Raw genomic sequence first — 20,932 nt, forward strand, 5'->3', positions numbered from 1 at the left:
CTCCGGATGACCTCTGTTGCGCACCTGCTCGCCGATGTAGTACTTCTTATACATGAGCGAGCAAGTGCACAACAGGTTGGCGATGGTGCGCGCGGAGCGGAAAGTGTCGCGTCAGAGCCTGGCCGAGGCGGTGGGGGTCCACTACCAGACCATCGGCTACATCGAGCGCGGGCAGTACAACCCGAGCCTCGACCTGGCGCTGAAGATCGCGGTGTTCTTCGGGCTGCCGGTGGAGGCGCTGTTCTCCCTCGAGCCGTTCCGCCCGCTCACGGACGAGGTCTACGGGAGGAGTCAGGCATGACGGACCAGCAGATGACGCAGACGGAGGCGCGACCGATGACCGGGTACGACCGGCGGATGCTCGCTCTCATGAACCGGCGCGAGGGAGCGCCGATGTACGCGACCGCCGCGCGCAGGCGACTGGTGGTTTGCGCCCACATCGCGCTGACCGTGGCGAGCATCGCGACCTGGCTGCTCTCGGCCGTCGGCGACCAGCGCTGGGCGACGTGGACGATGCTCGGTCTCGCTCTGCCCTGGTGTGTCGCCACCGGCGCCATCAACGCGTCCACGCGCGGCCTCCTCGAACTGCGCGAACGCGCCCTGGATGAGCGGCAGCGCGCGGAGCGGGTCCGGGTGGCGGCCCGTGCCCGTCAGCTGATGCTGTGGCTGCTCCTCGCGGCCGCCGTCGCCGCGGGATTCGCGGCGCACAAGGGCTGGGACACCGAGGACCTGCTCTTCCCCGCCCTCTTCACCGTGTTCGTCGTGCACTGGCTGATGCCGCTGTGGGTCGCGGGCCTCGCGGTTCAGGATGAGCCCGCGGACTTCGACGAGGCCGGCGAGTAGCGCGCTGTACGGGTAGTCCGTAGTACGTGTAGCGCTCAGTACGTGGCCGGCTTGGCCGTCACCTGGCCCCGCAGCTGAGAAACGTCCACGGAGTCCTCGTCGGACGGAGTCTTCGTCGGGACCGGCTTGTCGTAGTCGCTGAGCTTCAGCGTCGAGTCGGTCCCTCCGCCTTTCTCCGTGGCCCTGACCAGGTACGGAGTGCCTTCCGTCGCGACGTACAACGTGGTCGTCCTGCCGTCCTCCCTGCCGGTGACGGGAATGACGGACGTGCCGTCGACCTTCGTCGTCTCGCCCTTCCTCAGGGCCGTGTTGTCGTCGGACTTGTTCTTCACCTCGTCCTGGATCGCGTTCAGGTCGCAGACCCCGGCCATGTCCCTGAGCAGGGCGTCGTCGGTCGTGCCGTAGAGATAGCGGTCCCCGATCACCTCGGCCGCCGCCTCGCCCCGGCCGCCGGGGAGCTGGGCCTTCCAGAAGGCGAGGTCGGGCTTCATCCAGACCTTCTTGCCTTGTTTGATCAGTTCGAGGCCGCCGCCGTCGTCGGCCATGCGCAGCGAGCCGACGCAGTTGTCGTCCTGGTCCAGGGTGAGGTCCATGGAGACCGGTTCGTCGCCGTCCGTGTTCGCGCCCCGCTGCTCCAGCTTCAGATGGACGGACTTCGCGTCGAGCAGCTCCCGCTGCGCCTTGTCGGAGATCTCCTGGGCGCTCAGATCCTCCGTGTCGGCGAGGGCGGCAGCCGGTGCGACCAGCAACGCGGCAGCCGTGCAGGTGGCCGTGCAGGCCGCGGTGGCCCAGGTCCGCCGCTTGGATGTTCCACGCATAGCGCCACCTCCATGGGTGAAACCCACAAACCATCCTTCGAGCGTACGTTTCACCCCAGGTGCCTGCACGCGCAGTGACACAGCGCACTTTCAGTTATGTAATGCGCATGGTTTCTCCGCCCTGGGGCATGTGCACCCGGCTACCGCGCGTGACCGGCGGGGCGTATGACAGGAATGGAAGGCAAACGGGACGTGTCCGCACAACAGACCATCCACGTGGGCGGAGAGTGGCGCGACGCCCTCTCCGGCGCCACACGCGAGATCCTCGACCCGGCTGACGCCAAGCCGTTCGCACTGATCGCCGAGGGCGGCACCGAGGACACCGACGCGGCCATCGCCGCCGCACGCGAGGCGTTCGACCACGGACCGTGGCCGGCCACGCCCGTCGCCGAGCGGGCCGCACTGCTGCGCCGCGTGGCCGACCTCCTCGTACGCGACCGGGAGAAGATCGGGCTCCTGGAGAGCCGCGACGCCGGCAAGACCGTCGAGGAGGGCCGCGTCGACGTCGACTGCGTCGCCGACGCCTTCCGTTACTTCGCCGACCTGGTGATCGGCGAGGGCGCGGGCCGCGTGGTCGACGCCGGCTCCGACGACATCCACAGCGTCGTCGTGCACGAGCCCGTCGGCGTCTGCACGATGATCACCCCGTGGAACTACCCGCTCCTCCAGGCCAGCTGGAAGATCGCCCCCGCGCTCGCCGCGGGCAACACCTTCGTCATCAAGCCGAGTGAGGTCACTCCGCTGACGACGGTCGCGCTGATCGAGCTGCTCGTCGAGGCGGGTCTGCCGTCCGGCGTCGCCAACATCGTGACCGGCCCCGGCCACACCGTCGGCGCACGCCTGTCCGACCACCCCGACGTCGACCTGGTCTCCTTCACCGGCGGCCTCGTCTCCGGCACCAAGGTCGCCCAGGCCGCCGCCCTCGGCGTCAAGAAGGTCGCCCTCGAACTCGGCGGCAAGAACCCGAACGTCGTCTTCGCCGACGCCTGCGCCACCGAAGAAGGCTTCGACACCGCCGTCGACCAGGCGCTGAACGCCGCCTTCATCCACAGCGGGCAGGTCTGCTCCGCCGGTGGCCGCCTCATCATCGAGGAGTCGGTGCGCGAGCGCTTCGTCGCCGAACTCGCCCGCCGTGCGAGCAGGATCAAGCTCGGCCGCGGCACCGAGGACGGCGTGGAGTGCGGCCCGCTCGTCTCGCAGCAGCAGCGCGAGAAGACGGAGATGTACGTCGCCTCCGCCCTGGAGGAAGGCGCCGTCCTGCGCACCGGCGGCAAGCGCCCCGAGCCCAGCGAAACGCGCCCCGCGACCGGCTACTTCTACGAGCCGACCGTGCTCGACCAGTGCCACCGCGAGATGAAGGTCGTGCGCGAGGAGGTCTTCGGCCCGGTCCTGACCGTCGAGACCTTCCGCACCGAGGACGAGGCCGTCGCGCTCGCCAACGACACCGAGTACGGCCTCGCGGGCGCCGTCTGGACCAACGACGCCGGCCTCGGCCGCCGCATGGCCCGGCGGCTGCGCCACGGCACGGTCTGGATCAACGACTTCCACCCCTACCTTCCGCAGGCGGAGTGGGGCGGCTTCGGCAAGAGCGGCGTCGGGCGCGAGCTCGGACCCGCCGGGCTCGCCGAGTACCGCGAGTCCAAGCACATCTACCAGAACCTCGCTCCGCAGCCGGTCCGCTGGTTCACGGGCTGAGGCCCGAAGCACTCAGGCGTGCGCGGGGGCGGCAGTCCCGCCCCCGCGCACGTATCTGTATCCGTACATCCGAGCACCCCCCGCTCTATACGCGCAAGCACCTTGGCACCACACCTCGCAGGAAGAGGAGCAGCACGCATGGCTGAGACCACTGAGTACGACTACGTCATCGTCGGTGGCGGAACCGCAGGGTCGGTGATCGCGTCCCGGCTCACCGAGGACCCGGGCGTCACCGTCGCCGTCATCGAGGGCGGCCCCAGCGACATCGACCGCGAGGACGTCCTCACGCTGCGCCGCTGGCTCGGCCTGCTCGGCGGCGACCTCGACTACGGCTACACCACCACCGAGCAGCCGCGCGGCAACTCGCACATCCTGCACAGCCGCGCCAAGGTCCTCGGCGGCTGCTCGTCGCACAACACCCTGATCTCCTTCAAGCCGCTGCCCTCCGACTGGGACGAGTGGGAAGAGGCCGGTGCCACCGGCTGGGGCGCCAAGGCGATGGACCCCTTCTTCGGCAAGCTGCGCAACAACATCGTGCGCGTCGCCAAGAAGGACCAGAACCAGATCGCCACCGACTGGGTCGAGGCGACGAAGAGCGCGCTCGGCGTCCCCGAGGTCGTCGGCTTCAACGACAAGCCCTTCGACGAGGGCGTCGGCTTCTTCGACCTGTCGTACCACCCGGAGAACAACAAGCGTTCCTCCGCGTCCGTCGCCTACCTCCACCCCCACATGGAGGCCGGCGACCGCCCGAACCTCCGCCTCTTCCTGGAGACGTGGGCCACCAAGTTGGAGCTCGAAGGCAAGACCGCGCGCGGCGTGCACATCCGTACGAAGGACGGCGCCGAGCAGCTGCTCACCGCCCGCCGCGAGGTCCTGGTCTGCGCGGGCGCCGTCGACACCCCGCGCCTGCTCATGCACTCCGGCATCGGCCCGGCGAAGGACCTCGAAGCCCTCGGCATCCCGGTCGTGCACGACCTGCCGGGCGTCGGCGAGAACCTCCTGGACCACCCCGAGTCGGTCATCGTCTGGGAGACGAACGGGCCGATCCCCGGCAACTCCGCGATGGACTCCGACGCGGGCCTCTTCGTCAAGCGGGACCCGGAGCACAAGGGCCCCGACCTGATGTTCCACTTCTACCAAATTCCGTTCACGGACAACCCGGAGCGCCTGGGCTACGAACGCCCGGAGCACGGCGTATCGATGACGCCGAACATCCCCAAGTCCCGTGCGCGCGGCCGTGTCTACCTGACGTCGGCCGACCCCGAGGTGAAGCCCGCCCTCGACTTCAAGTACTTCGAGTACGACGAGAACGGCGTCGACTACGACGGTCAGACCCTCGTCGACGGCATCAAGCTGGCCCGCAAGGTCGCGCAGGCCGAGCCCTTCGCCAAGTGGCTCAAGCGCGAGGTCTTCCCCGGCCCCGATGTCACCGACGACGCCGAGATCAGCGAACTCGTGCGCAAGGCCGCGCACACCGTCTACCACCCGGCGGGAACCTGCCGCATGGGTGCCACCACCGACGAACTCGCCGTGGTGGACCCGGAGTTGAAGATCCGGGGACTTCAAGGAATCCGTATCGCGGACGCATCCGTCTTCCCGACGATGCCCGCCGTGAACCCGATGATCGGAGTGCTCATGGTCGGGGAGAAGTGTGCCGAGATGCTGGGTGGTGACGGCCGATGAGCGAGGCCTTGGTGAAAACAACGCAAGACACGGCACCGGAGTCCGCGGACGGACCCGTCTTCGCCGTCGAGAACCTCTGGAAGGTGTTCGGCCCGAAGGCGGACCGAATACCGGGCGACACGTCCCTCCATGACCTCACCCCCGCCGAACTGCGCGAGCAGACCGGCTGCACCGCCGCCGTGCGCGATGTGTCCTTCGAGGTCAAGAAGGGCGAGGTCTTCGTCGTCATGGGCCTCTCGGGCTCCGGCAAGTCGACGCTCGTACGCTGCCTCACCCGGCTCATCGAGCCGACATCGGGGTCCATCGCGATCGACGGCGAGGACGTCCTGGGCATGGACAAGGCGCGCCTTCGCGAACTGCGCAGGCACCGCGCCGCCATGGTCTTCCAGCACTTCGGCCTCCTCCCGCACCGCACCGTCCTCGACAACGTCGCGTACGGCCTGGAGATCCAGGGCGTCGGCAAGGCCGAGCGCCGCGCCAAGGCGCTCGAAGTCGTCGCCAAGGTCGGCCTCGAAGGCCTCGAACAGCGCAAGCCCGGACAGCTCTCCGGCGGCCAGCAGCAGCGCGTCGGCCTCGCCCGCGCCCTCGCCGTCGACCCCGAGGTCCTGCTCTTCGACGAGCCGTTCAGCGCCCTCGACCCGCTCATCCGTCGCGACATGCAGGAAGAAGTCATCCGCCTGCACCGCGAGGAGGGCCGCACGATGGTCTTCATCACCCACGACCTCAGCGAGGCCCTGCGCCTGGGCGACCGCATCGCGCTGATGCGCGACGGCCGCATCGTGCAGCTCGGCACGCCCGAGGAGATCGTCGGCTCCCCGGCCGACGACTACGTACGCGACTTCGTACGGGACGTGGCGCGCGCCGACGTGATGAGCGTGCGCACCGCCATGCGCCCCGCGGACACCGACGAGCAGGACCGCGGCCCGGCGCTCGCGCCGGACGCCAAGGTCGCCGACGCCATCGAGGCCGTCGCCAAGTCCGGCTTCCCGGTGCGTGTGATGGACGGCCCCCGCTGCCTCGGCGTCGTCGACCACGAGGCGCTGCTCGGCGTCGTCGCGGGCGTGGCCCCGGCGGACGGGCGTGTGACGAAGCCCGACAAGGGTCGCTCCGATACCGGCGAGGTGGTCGCCTGATGGCCACCGCCACCGCTTCGACTCCCGTACGCGACTCGGGAATCGGCGCGCTCCTGCGCCACCGTGCCGTCGGCAAGCTGGTGCTGCTCGCCGTCGCCGCCGCGATCCTCATCCCCATCGTCAACGCCAAGTGGGCGTCCGGCGCCTGGCCCGGTGCGCTCACCGTCGACCTGACGGAGCCGCTCGGCAGGACCACCGACTGGATCATCGACAACCGCGACAGCCACCCGCTGTTCGTCTACGTCCTCGGCAACATCTCCAACGGCATCGTGCTCTCCATCCGCGGCGTCTACCTGGTGCTGCTCGCGGCCGGCTGGGCCGGAGTGACCGTCGGCGCCGCGCTCGTCGCCTGGCGGGTGGCGGGCGTGCGGCTCGCGGTCCTTGCCGCCGCCTCGTTCGGCCTGTGCGGGCTGCTCGGCATGTGGGTGCCGACGATGCAGACGCTGTCCCTGATGATCGTGGCCGTGTTCGTCTCCGTCGTCCTCGGCATGCTGCTCGGCCTCGCGGGCGGTCTCAACGACCGGGTCTTCCGCATCCTGCGGCCGGTCCTCGACACCATGCAGGTGCTCCCGGCCTTCTCGTATCTGCTGCCCGTCGCCCTGGTCTTCGGCATCGGCGTGCCCGCCGCGGTCATCGCGACCGTCGTGTACGCGGCTCCGCCGATGGCCCGGCTCACCGCGCTCGGCCTGCGCGGCGCCGACGGCGGCGTGATGGAGGCGGTGACATCGCTCGGCACCACCGCACGCCAGCGCCTGCTCTCCGCGCGCCTCCCGCTGGCCCGCAAGGAACTCCTTCTCGGCCTCAACCAGACGATCATGATGGCGCTCGGCATGGCCGTCATCGCGTCGATGATCGGCGGCGCCGGTCTCGGTGACCGCGTCTACCAGGCCCTCGGCTCGGTGGACGTCGGAGCCGCGCTCGCGGCCGGCATCCCGATCGTGCTGCTCGCCGTGGTCCTGGACCGCGTGACGGGCGCCGCGGGGGAGCGGCTGGGCGCCAACACCCAGGACGACTCGCCGCTGCGGGGCGGGCGCGGCTGGTCCGTGGCAGCGGCGGCCACCGTCGTGGCCGCGCTCGCCGCGCGCTTCGCGGACCGCCTGGAGTGGCCCGAGAGCTGGATCGTGAACATCGCCGAGCCGGTGAACACGGCCAAGGAGTGGATGGTCGACCACATCTACACCGGCGTGCCCGTCGTCGGCGGCACCGCCGACTGGGCCGCGCGCTTCACCACCTGGGTCCTCGACCCGATCCGTGACGGCCTCCAGGGCCTGCCCTGGTGGTCGGTGCTCCTCGTCATCGCGGCCCTCGCCTGGCTGATCGGCACCTGGCAGACCGCGCTCACCGCCGTCCTCGCCATGGCGGCGACCGGCGTACTCGGCGTGTGGAAGCCGTCCCTCGACACGCTCGCGCAGGTCCTTGCGGCCGTCGCCGTCACCGTGGTCCTGGGCTTCGCGATCGGCGTCGCCGCGGCGCGCAGTCCACGCCTGGAGAAGATCCTGAGGCCCGTGCTCGACGTCTTCCAGACGATGCCGCAGTTCGTGTACCTGATCCCGGTCGTGGCCCTCTTCGGCATCGGCCGCGCCCCCGCGGTCGCGGCGGCCATCGTGTACGCGCTGCCCGCCGTCATCCGCATCACCACGCAGGGGCTGCGCCAGGTCGACGCCGCCGCCATGGAGTCGTCCCACTCCCTCGGCGCCACCAGCTGGCAGCAACTGCGCCAGGTCCAGCTCCCGCTGGCCCGCCCGGCGCTCCTGCTCGCCGTCAACCAGGCGGTCGTCCTGATCCTCGCCGTCGTCGTCATCGGCGGTCTGGTGGGCGGTGGCGCACTCGGTTACGAAGCGGTGTTCGGCCTCGCTCAGGGTGACCTGGCCACGGGCCTCGTGGCCGGTGCGGCGATCGTGTGCCTCGGGCTCATGCTCGACCGGGTCACGCAGCCGACGGTACGCCGGGGACACAGCACGAAGAAGGGTGCGTGACATGCGAGTACGTACGCGTGTGATGCGCGTGACGAGTGCGGCGACGGCGGGCTGTGCCCTCCTCGCCCTCTCGGGCTGCGCCTCCGACATGACCAAGCAGGCGTCCCCGTACGCCAACGCCGAGGGCGCCAAGACCGTGACGCTGTCCGTCCAGTCCTGGGTCGGCGCGCAGGCGGACGTGGCCGTCGCCGAGTATCTGCTCAAGCACGAGCTCGGCTACCGGGTCGACAAGGTCCAGATCGACGAGGTCCCCGCCTGGGACGCGCTCAGCCAGGGCCGCGTCGACGCGATCATGGAGGACTGGGGACACCCGGACCAGGAGCAGCGCTACATCAAGGACAAGAAGACCATCGTCCCCGGCGGTGATGTGGGGGTCACCGGGCACATCGGGTGGTACGTCCCGACGTACTTCGCGAAGAAGCACCCGGACGTCACCGACTGGAAGAACCTCAACAAGTACGCGAAGGACTTCCGCACCTCCGAGAGCGGCAGCAAGGGCCAGCTCATGGACGGCTCCCCGTCGTACGTCACGAACGACAAGGCCCTGGTGAAGAACCTCGGTCTGGACTACGAGGTCGTCTTCGCGGGTTCCGAGGCGGCGCAGATCACGCAGATCGAGCAGTTCGCCAAGCAGAAGAAGCCGTTCCTGTCGTACTGGTACAAGCCGCAGTGGCTGTTCGAGAAGGTGCCGATGACGGAGGTGAAGCTGCCCGAGTACAAGGAGGGCTGCGACGCCGACCCCGCCAAGATCAAGTGCGCCTACCCGCACACGCCCCTGCAGAAGTACTTCAACGCCGACTTCGCCAAGAAGGGCGGCGACGCGGCGGAGTTCCTGAAGAACTTCAAGTGGTCGGAGGAGGACCAGAACGAGGTCTCGCTGATGATCGCGGACAAGAAGATGGCGCCGGAGGACGCGGCGAAGGCGTGGGTCGCCGACCATGAGTCGAAGTGGCGGGGCTGGCTGCCTGAGTAACCACGACGCACCGTGCCGGGCCCCGTCAACGAGGGCCCGGCACGGTGCGTCACATGCCGAGGTAGTGGCTGAGGGCGTGCTCGACCTCAGCCATCTCATGCCGGTCGAGGTAGTGCACGGGGTCGCCGTGGATGTACGTGACGTCGACGGAGCGGATCTGGTCGACAAGCAGTCGCGTCAGGGTGCCGGCGATCTCCAGTTCCGGACGGAATACCGCCGCTTGTGCGCTGGTGGACGTCGGGATGATCGTCGCGACGTTCCAGGGCATGGAGGTGGGGCTGAGCACGAGCCCGTACCGACGCCCACGCTGCTCGTGCCCCCGCTTGGCATCGCCGAGGTCGACCCGGTAGACGGCCCCCCGGATCACCAGGCGTCCGGTTCCGTGGAGAGGTCCTCGTCCGCCAGACGTTCCGCCGCCGCTCGCGCCTCAGTCATCCACTCCTCGCGCTCGAGGAGACGCAGGGCGCGGCGGATGACGTCACTCGTGCTGTCGCCGCCTCGCATGGCGGCCTTGATGATGCGTTCGTCCGCCTCTGTGGGCCTGAACCCTATGGTGCTCGCCATGTAGGCCAGCGTAGTCCCGTGTCGAGCATCTGTGCAACGTTTGTTCAACGCGTGGTCGTGCGGTCGCCCGGCCTCTCGGCCGGGCATTCAACGGCGCCTCCACGGCTACCCCAACTCTGCGGCGATGGTCCGCAACGCCTCCGTCGCCCGGATCTGCAGCCCGAGGCCGAACGTGATCCGCGTGGCGCCGAACTCGCCCAGTTCCCGGAGGGAAGGGCCGCCGGGCTTGGCCACCGCGTTGATCGGGCCCTCGACGCCCGCCCGCAGCACCGGCAGCGCCTCCGGAGGCGCCATGATCGGGTAGACGCAGTCCGCGCCCGCCTCGACGTACAGCCGAGCCCGCTCCACCGCCAGCCCGGGATCAGCGACGCCCCGGATGAACGTGTCCACGCGCGCGTTGAGAAACAGCCCCGGGCCCGCGACAGAACGTACTTCCGCCAGGAAGTCCGCCTGCTCGCGCGGGTCCTTCAGAGCGCCGCCCGACGAGCCCGAGTCCTCCAGGTTGCAGCCGACCGCGCCTGTCTCCAGAAGCCGCTCCACCAGCTCCTTCGGCGGCAGCCCGTAGCCGTCCTCGATGTCCGCGGACACCGGCACGGCCTCGCCGACCGACCGCACGATCCGGGCCACCGCCGCGAACATTTCGTCCGGCGGCACCTCCCCGTCCGCGTAACCGAGCGACGCCGCGATCCCCGCACTCGGCGTCGCGAGCGCCGGGAATCCGGCGTCCACGAAGACCCCCGCGCTGGCCGCGTCCCACGGTCCGGGCAGGACCAGCGGGTCACCGGGCGCGCGCCCACGATGCAGCGCGCGGAAATCGTCCGCGAGGCCCACGGCCCGTACCGTCACTGCTCGTACCGTCACGGCGCGTACCCTCCCGGCTCGATCCGGCGGCTGACCATCACCCGGTTCCAGCTGTTGATGACGGTGATCACCCCGATGAGATGGGCGAGTTCGGCCTCGTCGAAGTGTTTCGCCGCCGCCTCGTACGCCGCGTCGGGGACGAACCCGTCCGTGAGGACCGTGACCGCGTCGGTCAGCGCGAGCGCGGCCCGCTCCCGCTCGCTGTAGAGCTCACCCGCCTCCGCCCAGGCGTTGAGGAGAGCGATCCGCTTCGCCGTCTCGCCGTTCTTCACGGCGATGTCCACATGCATGTCCAGACAGAACGCGCACGCGTTGATCTGCGAGGCCCGGATCATCACGAGCTCGGCGAGCACAGGGTCGCCGAGCCCCTTCTTCGCGGCGGCGCTCAGCGCGGCAAGCGCGCTGGTGACGCCCTTGTCGAGGTGGGTGGTCCGAGGGCTCACTTGTGGCCTCCGGCCTTGGCTTCGGCCTTGTAGTGGCCCGGCACCTGACGCGTCGAGACGCCGAAGCGGTTCCACGCGTTGATCACCGTGATCGCGGCGATCAGCTGCGTCAGTTCCTGCTCGTCGAAGAGGGCAGCCGCCCTGTCGTACACCTCGTCCGGCACGAAGCCGTCCGTCAGGACGGTGATCGCCTCGGCCAGTTCGATCGCGGCGACCTCCTTCGCCGTGTAGAAGTGCTGCGACTCCTCCCACGCGCTGAGCTGGATGATCCGCTCCACGCTCTCGCCCGCGGCGAGCGCGTCCTTGCTGTGCATGTCGACGCAGAGCGCGCAGTGGTTGAGCTGCGAGGCGCGGATCTTCACGAGCTCCAGGATCACCGGGTCGACGCCCTTACGGGCCGCCGCGTCGAGCCGGATCATCGCCTTGAACACCTCGGGGGCCTGGGTGTGCCAGTCGAGGCGGGGCGTGTGCTCGTGGACGTATTCCTTGGTCTGCTGCGGCTGTCCGTGGGTGTTGTCGATCGTCGTCATGACATCGAACGTACGGGCACAGTAGCCCACGGGTATGGTCCATTCCCATGGAAGATTCCTGGGCCACTTTGGGTGTCGACCTCCACCTGGAGACCGGGGGAGACGCGACGCGCTCCGGCGTGCGCAAGGGCCTCACGGACGCCCTGCGCGAAGCGGTGCGCGGCGGCAGACTCGCCCCCGGCACCCGCCTCCCCTCGTCCCGCTCCCTCGCCGTGGACCTGGGCATCGCCCGCAACACCGTCGCCGACGCGTACGCCGACCTCGTCGCCGAGGGCTGGCTCACCGCGCGCCAGGGTTCGGGCACCCGCGTCGCCGAACGCGCCGTGCCGCGCCCCGCCGAACCCGCCCCCCACCGCAGGGCCGCGGGCAGCCCGACGTACGACCTGATGCCGGGCACCCCCGACCTCTCCTCGTTCCCGCGCGCCGCCTGGCTCAAGGCCGCGCGCCGGGCCATGGCCACCGCCCCGAACGACGCCCTCGGGTACGGCGATCCGCGCGGCCGCATCGAGCTGCGCACGGCACTCGCCGGGTATCTCTCCCGGGCGCGTGGCGTGCACACGGATCCGGACCGCATCGTCATCTGCGCCGGGTTCGCACAGGGGCTGCGCGTGCTGGGCGGTGTGCTGCGGGCGCGCGGTCTGCGGGAGGTGACGGTCGAGTCGTACGGCCTCGACGTGCACTGGAATCTTCTGCACCGGGCGGGGCTGCGGACAAGGCCGCTGCCCTACGACGAACTGGGCACATCCACCGCGGAGTTGGGGGCCGGATCGGCCAAGGTCGCCCTCCTGACGCCCGCCCACCAGTTCCCCACCGGGGACCCACTGCATCCCGACCGCCGCGCGGCGGCCGTCGACTGGGCCCGGCGCGCGGGCGGCCTGATCCTGGAGGACGACTACGACGGTGAGTTCCGCTACGACCGGCAGCCGGTGGGCGCGCTCCAGGGCCTGGACCCCGACCGCGTGGTCTATCTCGGCACGGCCAGCAAGTCCCTGGCCCCCGGCCTCCGGCTCGGCTGGATGGTCCTTCCGGCGCCCATCGCCGCCGAGGTCGTCGAGGCGAAGGGGGGCGCGGAATGGGCGTGCGGGGCGCTGGACCAGCTGACGCTGGCGGAGTTCATCACGTCGGGCGCGTACGACCGCCATGTGCGGGGCGCGCGCCTGCGCTACCGGCGCCGACGGGACCAACTGGTCGCCGCCCTCGCCGCACGGGCGCCGGAGGTGCGGGCCACGGGGATCGCCGCGGGGCTGCACGCGGTGCTCGAACTCCCGCCGGGCACGGAGCGCGCGGTGGTACAGGCGGCGAGCTGGCAACGGCTCGCGGTGCAGGGCCTGGCAAGCTTCCGCCACCCCGCCGCGAGCCTCCCTGAGCGGGACGCGCTGGTGGTGGGATACGGCACGCCGGCGGACCACGGCTGGGCGGCAGCGCTGGATGCCCTGTGCAGGGCACTGCCGTAGGGCTGAACCGTCCCCCTCCGCGGCTGTTTCCCTCGGGGGTATATATCGCCCCCCGCAGCCGTGCGCTCCGAGGCCACCGCTCCGGCAGCCGTGTGCTTCGAGGCCACCGCTCCGGCAGCCGTACGCACCGAGACGCCGCCCCCGCAGCTGTGCGCACCGCAATCACCGCCCCGCAGCTGTGCGCACCGCAATCACCGGCTCCGCCGAGTTCGTCCTCAAACGCCGGACGGGCTGATTGACCGTGCCCCACGGCCTCGCGAATGGACGGGCTGGTTGACCTGACCCCACGGCATCGCGAAGCGCGCTAGGGGCAACCCCAGAGCCCTGTCGCCGAGTCCGAGTGTTCTCAGTCGCCGGACGGGCTGATTGACCTGACCCCACCGCCTCACGAATCACGCCAGGGCAACCCCACAGCCCCGCCACCAAGTGTCCTCAGCCGCCGGACGGACCCGACGGGCCGGACGGACCCGACGGGCCGGGCGGGCCGGACGGACCCGACGGGCCGGGCGGGCCGGACGCGCCGGAGGGGCCCGACGGGCCGGGCGAACCGATCGGCTCCGAGCCCTCCGCAGGAGTCGGCGCCTCGCCGAAGCGGGCCAGGGTCAGTGCGCCCGCCACGGCTACCGCGAACCCCAGCACCGCCAGCCACTCCATCCCGTCCCGCGTCCGGTCCCCGAGCCACACCACCCCCACCACCGCGGGCCCGATCGTCTCCCCGATCACCATCCCCGCGGTAGCGGTCGTCACCGAGCCCCGCTGCAACGCCGACGTAAGGAGCAGGAACGCCGCCCCTCCACCCACCAGCAGGGCGTAAGCAGCGGGGTTGGCCACCAGCGCACCCGGCGACGCGTCGTCGATCAGCCGGACCGACACCTCCACCACCCCGAAACCGAACCCCGCCCCGAGCCCCAGCGCCAACGCCCGCCCCCGCCCTGGCAGCCGCCCGGCGGCCGCCCCCAGCACCAACACCCCCACCGCCACGCCCAGCATCACGTACCGCAGCGTCCTCGAACCGGCGTCATCCCCCTCGTCCCCGGAAGCGAGCCCCAGCATCGCGAGCCCCGCGCACACCACCCCCACGGCCGACCATTCCACCCCGCTGAGCCGCACCCGCAGCAACCGCGATGCCACCACCGCGGTGACGGCCAGGCTCGCGGCGAGGGCCGCGCCGACGGCGTAGATCGGGATGGAACGCAGGGCCACGATCTGGAGCAGGAACCCGAGCCCGTCGAGCCCGAGCCCCACGATGTACCGCCACTGCTTCACCGCGCGCAGCAGCAGCGCGGGGTCGACCCCGGACCCCGTCCCCGGCGCGGTGGCGCGGGCCGCGATGGCCTGGAAGACGGAGGCCGTGCCGAAGCAGACCGCTGAACCGAGTGCGCAAATCATCCCAAGAGACACGAAGTGACTGTAGAGGAAGGGGATTCGGCTGAGCCGGTTGGCGTGGCGCGGGGCCCCTTACCTACGCTGATCGCCGATCAAGTGATCACGTACGACAACGCACGTACGACAACGGGGGAACGGAAAGCAGATGGCAGAGCAGAAGGACCCGCGGCGCAGGCTGCGGTCCAGCACGGTGATACTCGGCGGAATGGGCGTCCTCGCGGCGGCCCTGACCTCGTGCGGTTCGGAACCGGACAAGCGGTGCGTGGACCGCGACAGTTACGACTACCTCACCGGCTACAAAATCGTCGCCGACAAGAACTGCAAGAGCGGTTCATCCTCCGGCTCGTCCTCCGGCTCGTCGTCCTCGTACGGCAAGGGGCGTCAGAGCGGCGGCAGTTCGTACGGGACGAGCACGGGTACGGGCACCGGTACCGGCAGGACCGGCCGTATGGACGCCGACTGGTACTACGACGCCGACATCGACGGGCGCTACGCCGACGACGGCACCTTCAGCCGCAGCGAGGCAGTCGACCGCGACGGCTTCGGCTGCTCGGGCAACGGCAGCGGCGGCGGCTGAGCCGGACCATGGAGCGCCGCGCCACCACCCCCCGCCCCGGCTGGCAGCAGACGGTCGAGGACCAGGGGCTCATCTACCCCCTCACCCGCTACCCCGACGACTCACTGCGCCCGTACTGGGACGAGTCCGCCTACTACGTCTTCACGCTCCCCGAGGTGGAGGCCCTCGAAGAGGTCGTCGAGGAGCTGCACACGATGTGCCTCGCCGCGGCCGAGCACATCGTCACGCACGGCCGCCTCGCCGACCTCGGCATCACGGACCCCCGAGTGGCCGACGCGGTCACCGAGGCCTGGCACCGCCGGGCAGAACTTCCCTCCCTGTACGGCCGGTTCGACCTCCACTACGACGGCACGAGCGGCCCGGCCAAGATGCTGGAGTACAACGCCGACACCCCGACCTCCCTGGTCGAGGCCGCGAGCCCGCAGTGGTTCTGGATGGAGGAGCGCTTCCCGGGCGCCGACCAGTGGAACTCTCTCCACGAACGCCTCGTCGACGCCTGGAAGAAGCAGGCGTCGCTGCTCCCGCCCGGCGGCCCCCTGTACTTCGCGCACTCGGCGGGTGACGAGCTGGGCGAGGACCTGATGACGGTCGCGTATCTGCGCGAGACCGCGCAGCAGGCCGGGCTCGCCACCGAGGCGATCTCCATGGAGGACATCGGCTGGGACCGGCTCTCGCGGCGCTTCGTCGACAAGAAGCTCGGCTTCATCCGCAGCTGCTTCAAGCTCTACCCGTGGGAGTGGCTGACCACCGACCGCTTCGCCCCGCACGTCCTGGAGACCCTCGACAACGGCGGCGGCACCGGCTCCACCCTCTGGATCGAACCCGCCTGGAAGATGCTCCTCTCCAACAAGGCGCTGCTGGCCATCCTTTGGGAGCTGTACCCCGGCCACCCCAACCTCCTCCCCGCCTACCTGGACGGCCCCCGCGAGCTCGCCTCCGAGCGGGGTTACGTCGCCAAGCCCCTCCTCGGCCGCGAAGGCGCCGGCGTCACGGTCCACCCACCGGGCGCCGCACCCGTCGTACGCGAGGACGCCTGCTGCTACCAGGAGTTGGCGCCCCTGCCCGACTTCGACGGCAACCGTGTGGTGCTCGGCGCGTGGGTCGTCGAGGACGAGGCGGCGGGGCTCGGCATCCGGGAGTCGGCGGGCCTGATCACGGACGAGTACGCGAGATTCCTGCCGCACGTGATCCTCTGAGGCCGGTCGGGGCTGTGCGGCCGTCCCTCAAGTCGCCCGAGTACGCTGCCGGTTGTTCGACCACGGACTCGGAGGCGACCGCGCACATGACCGACAGCAGGATCAACACCACGCAGCCTCACACGGCCCGGATCTGGAACTACTGGCTCGGCGGCAAGGACAACTACCCCGTCGACCAGGCCGCCGGGGACCAGATCCGCGCGCTGCACCCCGGCATCGGCGCGTACGCGCTGGCCGACCGGCAGTTCCTCGGGCGCGCCGTGAGCCACCTCGTGACCGAGTGCGGCATCCGGCAGTTCCTCGACATCGGCACCGGCCTGCCGACCGCCGACAACACCCACGAGGTCGCCCAGCGGCTCGCCCCCGAGTCGCGTGTCGTCTACGTGGACAACGACCCGCTGGTCCTCACCCACGCGCGCGCCCTGCTCACCAGCGCCCCCGAAGGCAGGACCGACTACCTCGACGAGGACCTGCGCAACGTCGAGAAGATCCTCGAACACGCGGCCAAGACCCTGGACTTCGACCAGCCGGTCGGCCTCATCCTGCTCGGTGTCGTCATCTTCATCGACGACGACTCCGAGGCGTACGGCATCGTGCGCCGCCTGCTCGACGCGCTGCCGGCCGGCAGCCATCTGGTCCTCTCGCACACGATCACCAGCCCGGAGATGCCCGACGTGGACGAGGCGGTCGCGTTCTGGAACGAGAACGGCACGCCCAAGCTGACACAGCGCACCCCCGAGCAGGTCGCCGGTTTCTTCGAGGGACTGGAGCTGCTCGCTCCCGGGGTGGTGTCCTGCAACCGCTGGCGAGCGGAGGGGTCGGCAGCCGAAGCCGAGGACGTGGCCATGTTCGGCGGAGTCGGCGCCAAACACTGAGCCGGGGATTCCGCCCCCCCCAGCGATCTAAGCCAGCACAGCCCGAATTTGATCAAGCCCCCAGTCCAGGTCCTCCTTGCTGATCACCAGAGGCGGAGCGAGCCGGATCGTCGACCCGTGGGTGTCCTTGACCAGCACACCCCGCTGCATCAGCTTCTCGGAGATCTCGCGGCCCGTGCCGTGCGTGGGCTCGATGTCGACGCCCGCCCAGAGCCCGCGCCCCCGCACCTGCGTCACCGCGCCCGTACCGGTGAGGAGCCCCAGCTCGGCGTGCAGATGCTCGCCCAGCTCGGTGGCCCGCTGCTGGAACTCGCCCGAGCTCAGCATCGCCATCACCTCCAACGCCACCGCACACGCCAGCGGATTGCCGCCGAACGTCGACCCGTGCTCGCCCGGCTTGAACACCCCCAGCACATCCGCGTCCGCCACCACAGCGGACACCGGCACGACGCCCCCGCCGAGCGCCTTGCCCAGGATGTACACGTCCGGGACGACACCCTCGTGCTCGCACGCGAACGTCCTGCCCGTCCTGCCGAGCCCCGACTGGATCTCGTCCGCCATGAGGAGGACGTTCCGCTCCCGCGTCAACTCCCGCACGCCCGCCAGATATCCGGCCGGCGGCACGAGAACACCGGCCTCTCCCTGGATCGGCTCGAGGAGTACGGCCACGGTGTTCTCCGTGACCGCCGCCCGCAGCGCCGTCAGATCGCCGTACTGCACGATCTCGAAGCCCGGTGTGTACGGACCGAAGTCCGCCCGCGCCTCGTGGTCCGTCGAGAAGCTGACGATGGTCGTGGTCCGCCCGTGGAAGTTGTCCCGTGCCACGACGATCTTCGCCCGCCCGTCGGGCACGCCCTTGACCTGATACCCCCACTTCCTTGCGGTCTTCACGGCCGTCTCCACCGCCTCCGCCCCGGTGTTCATCGGCAGCACCATCTCCTTGCCGCACAGCTCCGCGAGCCGCGTACAGAACTCGGCGAACCGGTCGTGGTGGAAGGCCCGCGAGGTGAGCGTCACACGCTCCAGCTGCGCCTTGGCCGCGTCGATCAGGCGGCGGTTGCCATGCCCGAAATTCAGCGCCGAGTACCCGGCCAGCATGTCGAGGTAGCGGCGCCCCTCGACGTCGGTCATCCAGGCACCCTCGGCGGACGCGACCACGATGGGCAGCGGGTGGTAGTTGTGCGCGCTGTGCGCTTCGGCCGAGGTGATGAACTCTTCGGTAGTCGACACGGGGTCTCCGTTCGTCCTGCGGCGTGGGGCGGGTGTGGCGCCCAAGTTCTATCGTCGCTCGGATCGTGGGCGAAGAAACCTGCCGTCCCGGCGTGCCCGACAGGCTGGTTTCTGCAGCACGGCGACTGGCGCACCGCAAAATCCCCCAGGAAGCCCTGCGAGCCAGAACCTTCGAGGTGCCGACCTTCCCCAAGCTCTCAGCGGCGGGAGACGGCCGCAGCCGTCACACGTCCCTCAACTCCTGTCGCGGGCCGTTCTCATGAGCCCGCCGTCCGCGAGGCGAGGCAAGGAGCGACCGCCGCTCGGCGAGCGGCCCCCGCAGCAACAGCACTCCCGCGGCCCCCGCCGCGCCGCCCGGTATTGCCCACCACCAGTCCGTGCTGTCGTCGCCCGGCGCGGCGTGGCTCCGGTCACCCGCAGCCTGACCGGAGCCGGCCCGGGGCCCCGATGCGGCGGTGGACTCCTGCGGCGGGGTCGATTCCGGCCTCGGCGGTATCGCGTGCCGTCCCCTGTCCGCAGTCGCCCCCAGGACGCCGAGTTTCTTGAACAGTGCCGTCAGACGCGTCGGGTCCTTCGCCTTGTGCCAGGTGCCCGTCATGGACTCGACGTCCGTCGTCGTGTGGATCCACACGACCGCGGCGCCCCTATCCTCCTTGCCCTCCTTGCCCTCCTCACCGTCCTTGCCGGGTGCCACCGGATACGCCCGGTCGACCCGCCACGGCTGCACGTCGTGGAGCATCCACGTCACATTGATCTGACGGGTCGGGTCGTCCATGGAAAGCCCCGGCGGTTCTTCGCTCCGGCCCTTACCCATGTCGCCTATGACGCCGAGGCCGCGCTCAAGATCGCCGTACTCCTCGTCGCTCATGTAGAGCGCCGTGCTCTGGCCGCTCTCGGGCGAGACCACGAGGACGCTCGTCGATCCGCCCGCCGCTGCCTGCGGCGCCCCCATGACCACCAGTGCGAGGGCGGCCACGGCCCCCGCCGCCGATCCCCACATCGCCCGTGTCGTCCGCATCCGCATATCCGACCCCCAGCCGCTCTCCGGCACGACCGTCCGCACCGCGTCACTTTTGGTACACCGCCCGAGCCGTTCAGGTTCCCGATCCGCCCCGGCCGATCGGAACCGACTTCCCGATCTCCAGCGCCCGCTCCTTCGACGCCACGCCTTCGAGCCGCAGCGTGAGCTTCGGCCCGTGCGTCCACAGGAGCGTCGGCCCCGCCGTCCGTTCGGAGCGCGTCCACCGGTCGCCGTCGCCCTCCACCATCCAGAACGTGAGCCGATGCGGGCGCGGGAACCACAGCCCCGTCTCCCGGCCGACCGCCACCCAGTCGGGACGCTCCGTCACCGTCTTGCTGAAGCTCTGGTCGAGCCGGGCCGCGAACTCGTCGAGCCGTATCGTCCGCCCGTCGTCGCGCCAGCAGAGCGTGATCAGGACGCGCGCGCCCGGCTCGCGCGTCACCGCCACGGCGTCCGGAGCGCCGAGTACGCCCGGGACCACGGGCGCGAACCCGGCCCGCCGCTCGGCCTCCGACAGGCTCACCCCGTCACCGCACCCCGGCATGCCGGCCTTGGTCGGCGGGGGCGCCGACGGGTCGTACCGCACCTCGACACCGCCGAAGTCGAACCATTCGAAGACCGCCGCCCGCACCGGCGGCGTCAGCACCGCCGCTGTCAGGAGCCCGCACAACGCGGCCGTAAGGAGCCGCCACCGCGCCCGCAGCCATGACCGCAGCCGGGAGACACGGCCCGGCGGCTCGGCCACCGGGACCGGCACCGACTCCGCGATGATCTGCGCCAGGACCCGCTCGGCCATCGATTCCCCGGTGGCATCGATGCCAGCGGCGGAGTCGAAGGACCGGCCCAGAGCCCGCAGCTCCTCGGGAAGCCGACGGGCGCCCCGCCCGGCCTCATCGGCGGCTCCCCGCTCCCGGCCGTCGCCCCGCTCACCCATGCCCGTCACCCGTCACCTCCTTCCGCTCCCTGCGGCAGGATTCGCTCCAGCTTCCGCAGCGCGCGGTTCAGCCGGGACTTGACCGTGCCCCGCGGCCAGCCGAGCGCCTCGGCCGTCTCCGTCTCGTCCATCTCCAGGAGGTAGCGGTACGTGACGACCAGGCGGTGCTCCTCGCTCAGCCGGTCGAGCGCGGCGAGCAGAGCCGTCCGGCGCTCGTCACGCAGCGCCGCCACCGCCGGGTCCGCCGATTCCGGTATCAGCGGCTCCGCCTCCGCGAGCGCCGCCTCGCGTCCGACGAGTGACCGCTGCCGGACCGCCGAACGCACTGTGTTCCTCGTCTCATTGGCGACGATCGACAGCAGCCACGGCTTGAACGCCGAGCCGTCCCTGAACCGCCCCAAGGAGCAGTACGCCTTGAAGAAGGCCTGCTGCACCACGTCTTCCGCGTCCGCTCCCGCCCCGAGTGCCACGGCCGCCCTGAGCGCGAGCCCGGTGAAGGCGCGCACCAACTCCGCGTACGCCTCCGCCTCCCCGGCGCGCACACGCGCGATCACCGCACCCTCGTCGACGACGCGGCCCCCCTCCAGGACCTCCCCCTGTGCCCTCACACTCTTGATACACCGGCCGACCGGGATCGGTTCCGTATTCGCGACGACCGGAGACGACCGGATCGGAGCGAGGGAGAACCGGGGGAGAAGCGGGGGGAGAACCCGGGGCGACAGGACAAGATCGCGGCACAC

At 70.6% G+C, this 20,932-nt stretch carries 22 protein-coding genes; 11 read left to right on the forward strand and 11 right to left on the reverse strand.

Annotated features, from left to right (window positions below):
* Positions 1-52 precede the first annotated feature (52 nt).
* Positions 53-301, forward strand: coding sequence for a helix-turn-helix transcriptional regulator (locus ACIBCK_RS27085; RefSeq protein ID WP_399394325.1), 249 nt, complete (start codon positions 53-55; stop codon positions 299-301).
* Positions 298-843, forward strand: coding sequence for a hypothetical protein (locus tag ACIBCK_RS27090; RefSeq protein WP_399394326.1), 546 nt, complete (start codon positions 298-300; stop codon positions 841-843). Before ACIBCK_RS27085 ends, ACIBCK_RS27090 begins: the two co-directional genes overlap by 4 nt.
* Before the next feature lie 35 nt (positions 844-878).
* On the opposite strand, the gene ACIBCK_RS27095 is transcribed toward ACIBCK_RS27090, so the two are convergent.
* Positions 879-1,661: a hypothetical protein gene (locus ACIBCK_RS27095; protein ID WP_399394328.1), complete on the reverse strand. Its 783-nt coding sequence runs from the start codon at positions 1,659-1,661 to the stop codon at positions 879-881.
* Between the two features lie 174 nt (positions 1,662-1,835).
* On the opposite strand from ACIBCK_RS27095, the gene ACIBCK_RS27100 reads away from it, so the two are divergent.
* From ACIBCK_RS27100 to ACIBCK_RS27120, 5 genes are all read left to right on the forward strand, one after another.
* A complete protein-coding gene (locus tag ACIBCK_RS27100; protein WP_399394619.1) occupies positions 1,836-3,356 on the forward strand; it encodes an aldehyde dehydrogenase family protein in 1,521 nt (506 codons plus the stop codon).
* Positions 3,357-3,494: 138 nt separating this feature from the next.
* Entirely contained in the window at positions 3,495-5,039 is a 1,545-nt protein-coding gene (locus tag ACIBCK_RS27105) for a GMC family oxidoreductase (protein ID WP_399394330.1), read from the forward strand.
* Complete coding sequence (locus ACIBCK_RS27110; protein WP_399394332.1) at positions 5,036-6,172, forward strand: glycine betaine/L-proline ABC transporter ATP-binding protein; 1,137 nt, start codon at positions 5,036-5,038, stop codon at positions 6,170-6,172. Before ACIBCK_RS27105 ends, ACIBCK_RS27110 begins: the two co-directional genes overlap by 4 nt.
* Positions 6,172-8,148, forward strand: a complete 1,977-nt coding sequence (locus ACIBCK_RS27115; RefSeq protein ID WP_399394334.1) for an ABC transporter permease — start codon at positions 6,172-6,174, stop codon at positions 8,146-8,148. The genes ACIBCK_RS27110 and ACIBCK_RS27115 overlap by 1 nt, the downstream gene beginning before the upstream one ends.
* A 22-nt stretch (positions 8,149-8,170) precedes the next feature.
* Positions 8,171-9,121 carry an ABC transporter substrate-binding protein gene (locus ACIBCK_RS27120; RefSeq protein ID WP_367044417.1) on the forward strand — a complete coding sequence of 317 codons (951 nt, stop codon included), beginning with the start codon at positions 8,171-8,173 and terminating at the stop codon, positions 9,119-9,121.
* 49 nt (positions 9,122-9,170) lie between these two features.
* Here the strand turns inward: ACIBCK_RS27120 and ACIBCK_RS27125 are convergent, their stop codons facing one another.
* The 5 genes from ACIBCK_RS27125 to ACIBCK_RS27145 all read right to left on the reverse strand — a co-directional run bounded on the left by ACIBCK_RS27125 (position 9,171) and on the right by ACIBCK_RS27145 (position 11,519).
* Positions 9,171-9,488, reverse strand: coding sequence for a type II toxin-antitoxin system PemK/MazF family toxin (locus ACIBCK_RS27125; protein WP_399394335.1), 318 nt, complete (start codon positions 9,486-9,488; stop codon positions 9,171-9,173).
* Positions 9,485-9,685, reverse strand: a complete 201-nt coding sequence (locus tag ACIBCK_RS27130) for a RuvA C-terminal domain-containing protein (protein ID WP_367044420.1) — start codon at positions 9,683-9,685, stop codon at positions 9,485-9,487. Before ACIBCK_RS27130 ends, ACIBCK_RS27125 begins: the two co-directional genes overlap by 4 nt.
* Positions 9,686-9,790: 105 nt before the next feature.
* Positions 9,791-10,516 (reverse strand): isocitrate lyase/phosphoenolpyruvate mutase family protein, encoded by a 726-nt coding sequence (locus ACIBCK_RS27135; RefSeq protein ID WP_399394621.1) that lies wholly within the window; start codon positions 10,514-10,516, stop codon positions 9,791-9,793.
* Between the two features lie 26 nt (positions 10,517-10,542).
* Positions 10,543-10,989, reverse strand: a complete 447-nt coding sequence (locus ACIBCK_RS27140) for a carboxymuconolactone decarboxylase family protein (RefSeq protein WP_399394337.1) — start codon at positions 10,987-10,989, stop codon at positions 10,543-10,545.
* Entirely contained in the window at positions 10,986-11,519 is a 534-nt protein-coding gene (locus tag ACIBCK_RS27145) for a carboxymuconolactone decarboxylase family protein (RefSeq protein WP_367044423.1), read from the reverse strand. The genes ACIBCK_RS27140 and ACIBCK_RS27145 overlap by 4 nt, the downstream gene beginning before the upstream one ends.
* Positions 11,520-11,566: 47 nt before the next feature.
* Between ACIBCK_RS27145 and ACIBCK_RS27150 the strand changes: the two genes are divergently transcribed.
* The gene (locus ACIBCK_RS27150; RefSeq protein WP_399394339.1) at positions 11,567-12,973 is read left to right on the forward strand and encodes a PLP-dependent aminotransferase family protein; all 1,407 of its coding nucleotides are present in this window, start codon (positions 11,567-11,569) and stop codon (positions 12,971-12,973) included.
* 432 nt (positions 12,974-13,405) lie between these two features.
* On the opposite strand, the gene ACIBCK_RS27155 is transcribed toward ACIBCK_RS27150, so the two are convergent.
* The gene (locus ACIBCK_RS27155) at positions 13,406-14,362 is read right to left on the reverse strand and encodes a hypothetical protein (protein ID WP_399394622.1); all 957 of its coding nucleotides are present in this window, start codon (positions 14,360-14,362) and stop codon (positions 13,406-13,408) included.
* Between the two features lie 142 nt (positions 14,363-14,504).
* Between ACIBCK_RS27155 and ACIBCK_RS27160 the strand changes: the two genes are divergently transcribed.
* From ACIBCK_RS27160 to ACIBCK_RS27170, 3 genes are all read left to right on the forward strand, one after another.
* Positions 14,505-14,936 (forward strand): hypothetical protein, encoded by a 432-nt coding sequence (locus ACIBCK_RS27160; protein ID WP_399394341.1) that lies wholly within the window; start codon positions 14,505-14,507, stop codon positions 14,934-14,936.
* 8 nt (positions 14,937-14,944) lie between these two features.
* Positions 14,945-16,132 (forward strand): glutathionylspermidine synthase family protein, encoded by a 1,188-nt coding sequence (locus ACIBCK_RS27165; RefSeq protein ID WP_399394342.1) that lies wholly within the window; start codon positions 14,945-14,947, stop codon positions 16,130-16,132.
* A gap of 86 nt (positions 16,133-16,218) precedes the next feature.
* Positions 16,219-17,007, forward strand: a complete 789-nt coding sequence (locus ACIBCK_RS27170) for an SAM-dependent methyltransferase (protein ID WP_399394344.1) — start codon at positions 16,219-16,221, stop codon at positions 17,005-17,007.
* A gap of 27 nt (positions 17,008-17,034) precedes the next feature.
* Here the strand turns inward: ACIBCK_RS27170 and rocD are convergent, their stop codons facing one another.
* The 4 genes from rocD to ACIBCK_RS27190 form a co-directional block, all read right to left on the reverse strand.
* Positions 17,035-18,237, reverse strand: coding sequence for an ornithine--oxo-acid transaminase (rocD, locus tag ACIBCK_RS27175; protein ID WP_399394345.1), 1,203 nt, complete (start codon positions 18,235-18,237; stop codon positions 17,035-17,037).
* 223 nt (positions 18,238-18,460) lie between these two features.
* Positions 18,461-19,255, reverse strand: a complete 795-nt coding sequence (locus ACIBCK_RS27180; RefSeq protein ID WP_399394347.1) for a hypothetical protein — start codon at positions 19,253-19,255, stop codon at positions 18,461-18,463.
* Positions 19,256-19,331: 76 nt separating this feature from the next.
* Positions 19,332-20,192, reverse strand: a complete 861-nt coding sequence (locus ACIBCK_RS27185; protein WP_399394624.1) for a hypothetical protein — start codon at positions 20,190-20,192, stop codon at positions 19,332-19,334.
* Between the two features lie 5 nt (positions 20,193-20,197).
* Positions 20,198-20,800 (reverse strand): RNA polymerase sigma factor, encoded by a 603-nt coding sequence (locus ACIBCK_RS27190; RefSeq protein WP_399394349.1) that lies wholly within the window; start codon positions 20,798-20,800, stop codon positions 20,198-20,200.
* Between the last annotated feature and the right edge of the window lie 132 nt (positions 20,801-20,932).

The sequence above is a fragment of the Streptomyces sp. NPDC051218 genome, assembly GCF_044455475.1.
In the GTDB taxonomy this organism is placed as follows: domain Bacteria; phylum Actinomycetota; class Actinomycetes; order Streptomycetales; family Streptomycetaceae; genus Streptomyces.

What these genes read in the sequence shown, in the direction of transcription:
- ACIBCK_RS27100 (WP_399394619.1), top strand. Translation starts at nt 1,836, where the DNA reads ATGGAAGGCAAACGGGACGTGTCCGCACAACAGACCATCCACGTGGGC.
- ACIBCK_RS27130 (WP_367044420.1), bottom strand. Translation starts at nt 9,685, where the DNA reads ATGGCGAGCACCATAGGGTTCAGGCCCACAGAGGCGGACGAACGCATC.
- ACIBCK_RS27170 (WP_399394344.1), top strand. Translation starts at nt 16,219, where the DNA reads ATGACCGACAGCAGGATCAACACCACGCAGCCTCACACGGCCCGGATC.
- ACIBCK_RS27155 (WP_399394622.1), bottom strand. Translation starts at nt 14,362, where the DNA reads ATGATTTGCGCACTCGGTTCAGCGGTCTGCTTCGGCACGGCCTCCGTC.
- ACIBCK_RS27145 (WP_367044423.1), bottom strand. Translation starts at nt 11,519, where the DNA reads ATGACGACGATCGACAACACCCACGGACAGCCGCAGCAGACCAAGGAA.
- ACIBCK_RS27105 (WP_399394330.1), top strand. Translation starts at nt 3,495, where the DNA reads ATGGCTGAGACCACTGAGTACGACTACGTCATCGTCGGTGGCGGAACC.
- ACIBCK_RS27185 (WP_399394624.1), bottom strand. Translation starts at nt 20,192, where the DNA reads ATGGGTGAGCGGGGCGACGGCCGGGAGCGGGGAGCCGCCGATGAGGCC.
- ACIBCK_RS27120 (WP_367044417.1), top strand. Translation starts at nt 8,171, where the DNA reads ATGCGCGTGACGAGTGCGGCGACGGCGGGCTGTGCCCTCCTCGCCCTC.
- ACIBCK_RS27095 (WP_399394328.1), bottom strand. Translation starts at nt 1,661, where the DNA reads ATGCGTGGAACATCCAAGCGGCGGACCTGGGCCACCGCGGCCTGCACG.
- ACIBCK_RS27180 (WP_399394347.1), bottom strand. Translation starts at nt 19,255, where the DNA reads ATGCGGACGACACGGGCGATGTGGGGATCGGCGGCGGGGGCCGTGGCC.
- ACIBCK_RS27110 (WP_399394332.1), top strand. Translation starts at nt 5,036, where the DNA reads ATGAGCGAGGCCTTGGTGAAAACAACGCAAGACACGGCACCGGAGTCC.
- ACIBCK_RS27085 (WP_399394325.1), top strand. Translation starts at nt 53, where the DNA reads ATGAGCGAGCAAGTGCACAACAGGTTGGCGATGGTGCGCGCGGAGCGG.
- ACIBCK_RS27160 (WP_399394341.1), top strand. Translation starts at nt 14,505, where the DNA reads ATGGCAGAGCAGAAGGACCCGCGGCGCAGGCTGCGGTCCAGCACGGTG.
- ACIBCK_RS27090 (WP_399394326.1), top strand. Translation starts at nt 298, where the DNA reads ATGACGGACCAGCAGATGACGCAGACGGAGGCGCGACCGATGACCGGG.
- ACIBCK_RS27115 (WP_399394334.1), top strand. Translation starts at nt 6,172, where the DNA reads ATGGCCACCGCCACCGCTTCGACTCCCGTACGCGACTCGGGAATCGGC.
- ACIBCK_RS27165 (WP_399394342.1), top strand. Translation starts at nt 14,945, where the DNA reads ATGGAGCGCCGCGCCACCACCCCCCGCCCCGGCTGGCAGCAGACGGTC.
- ACIBCK_RS27150 (WP_399394339.1), top strand. Translation starts at nt 11,567, where the DNA reads ATGGAAGATTCCTGGGCCACTTTGGGTGTCGACCTCCACCTGGAGACC.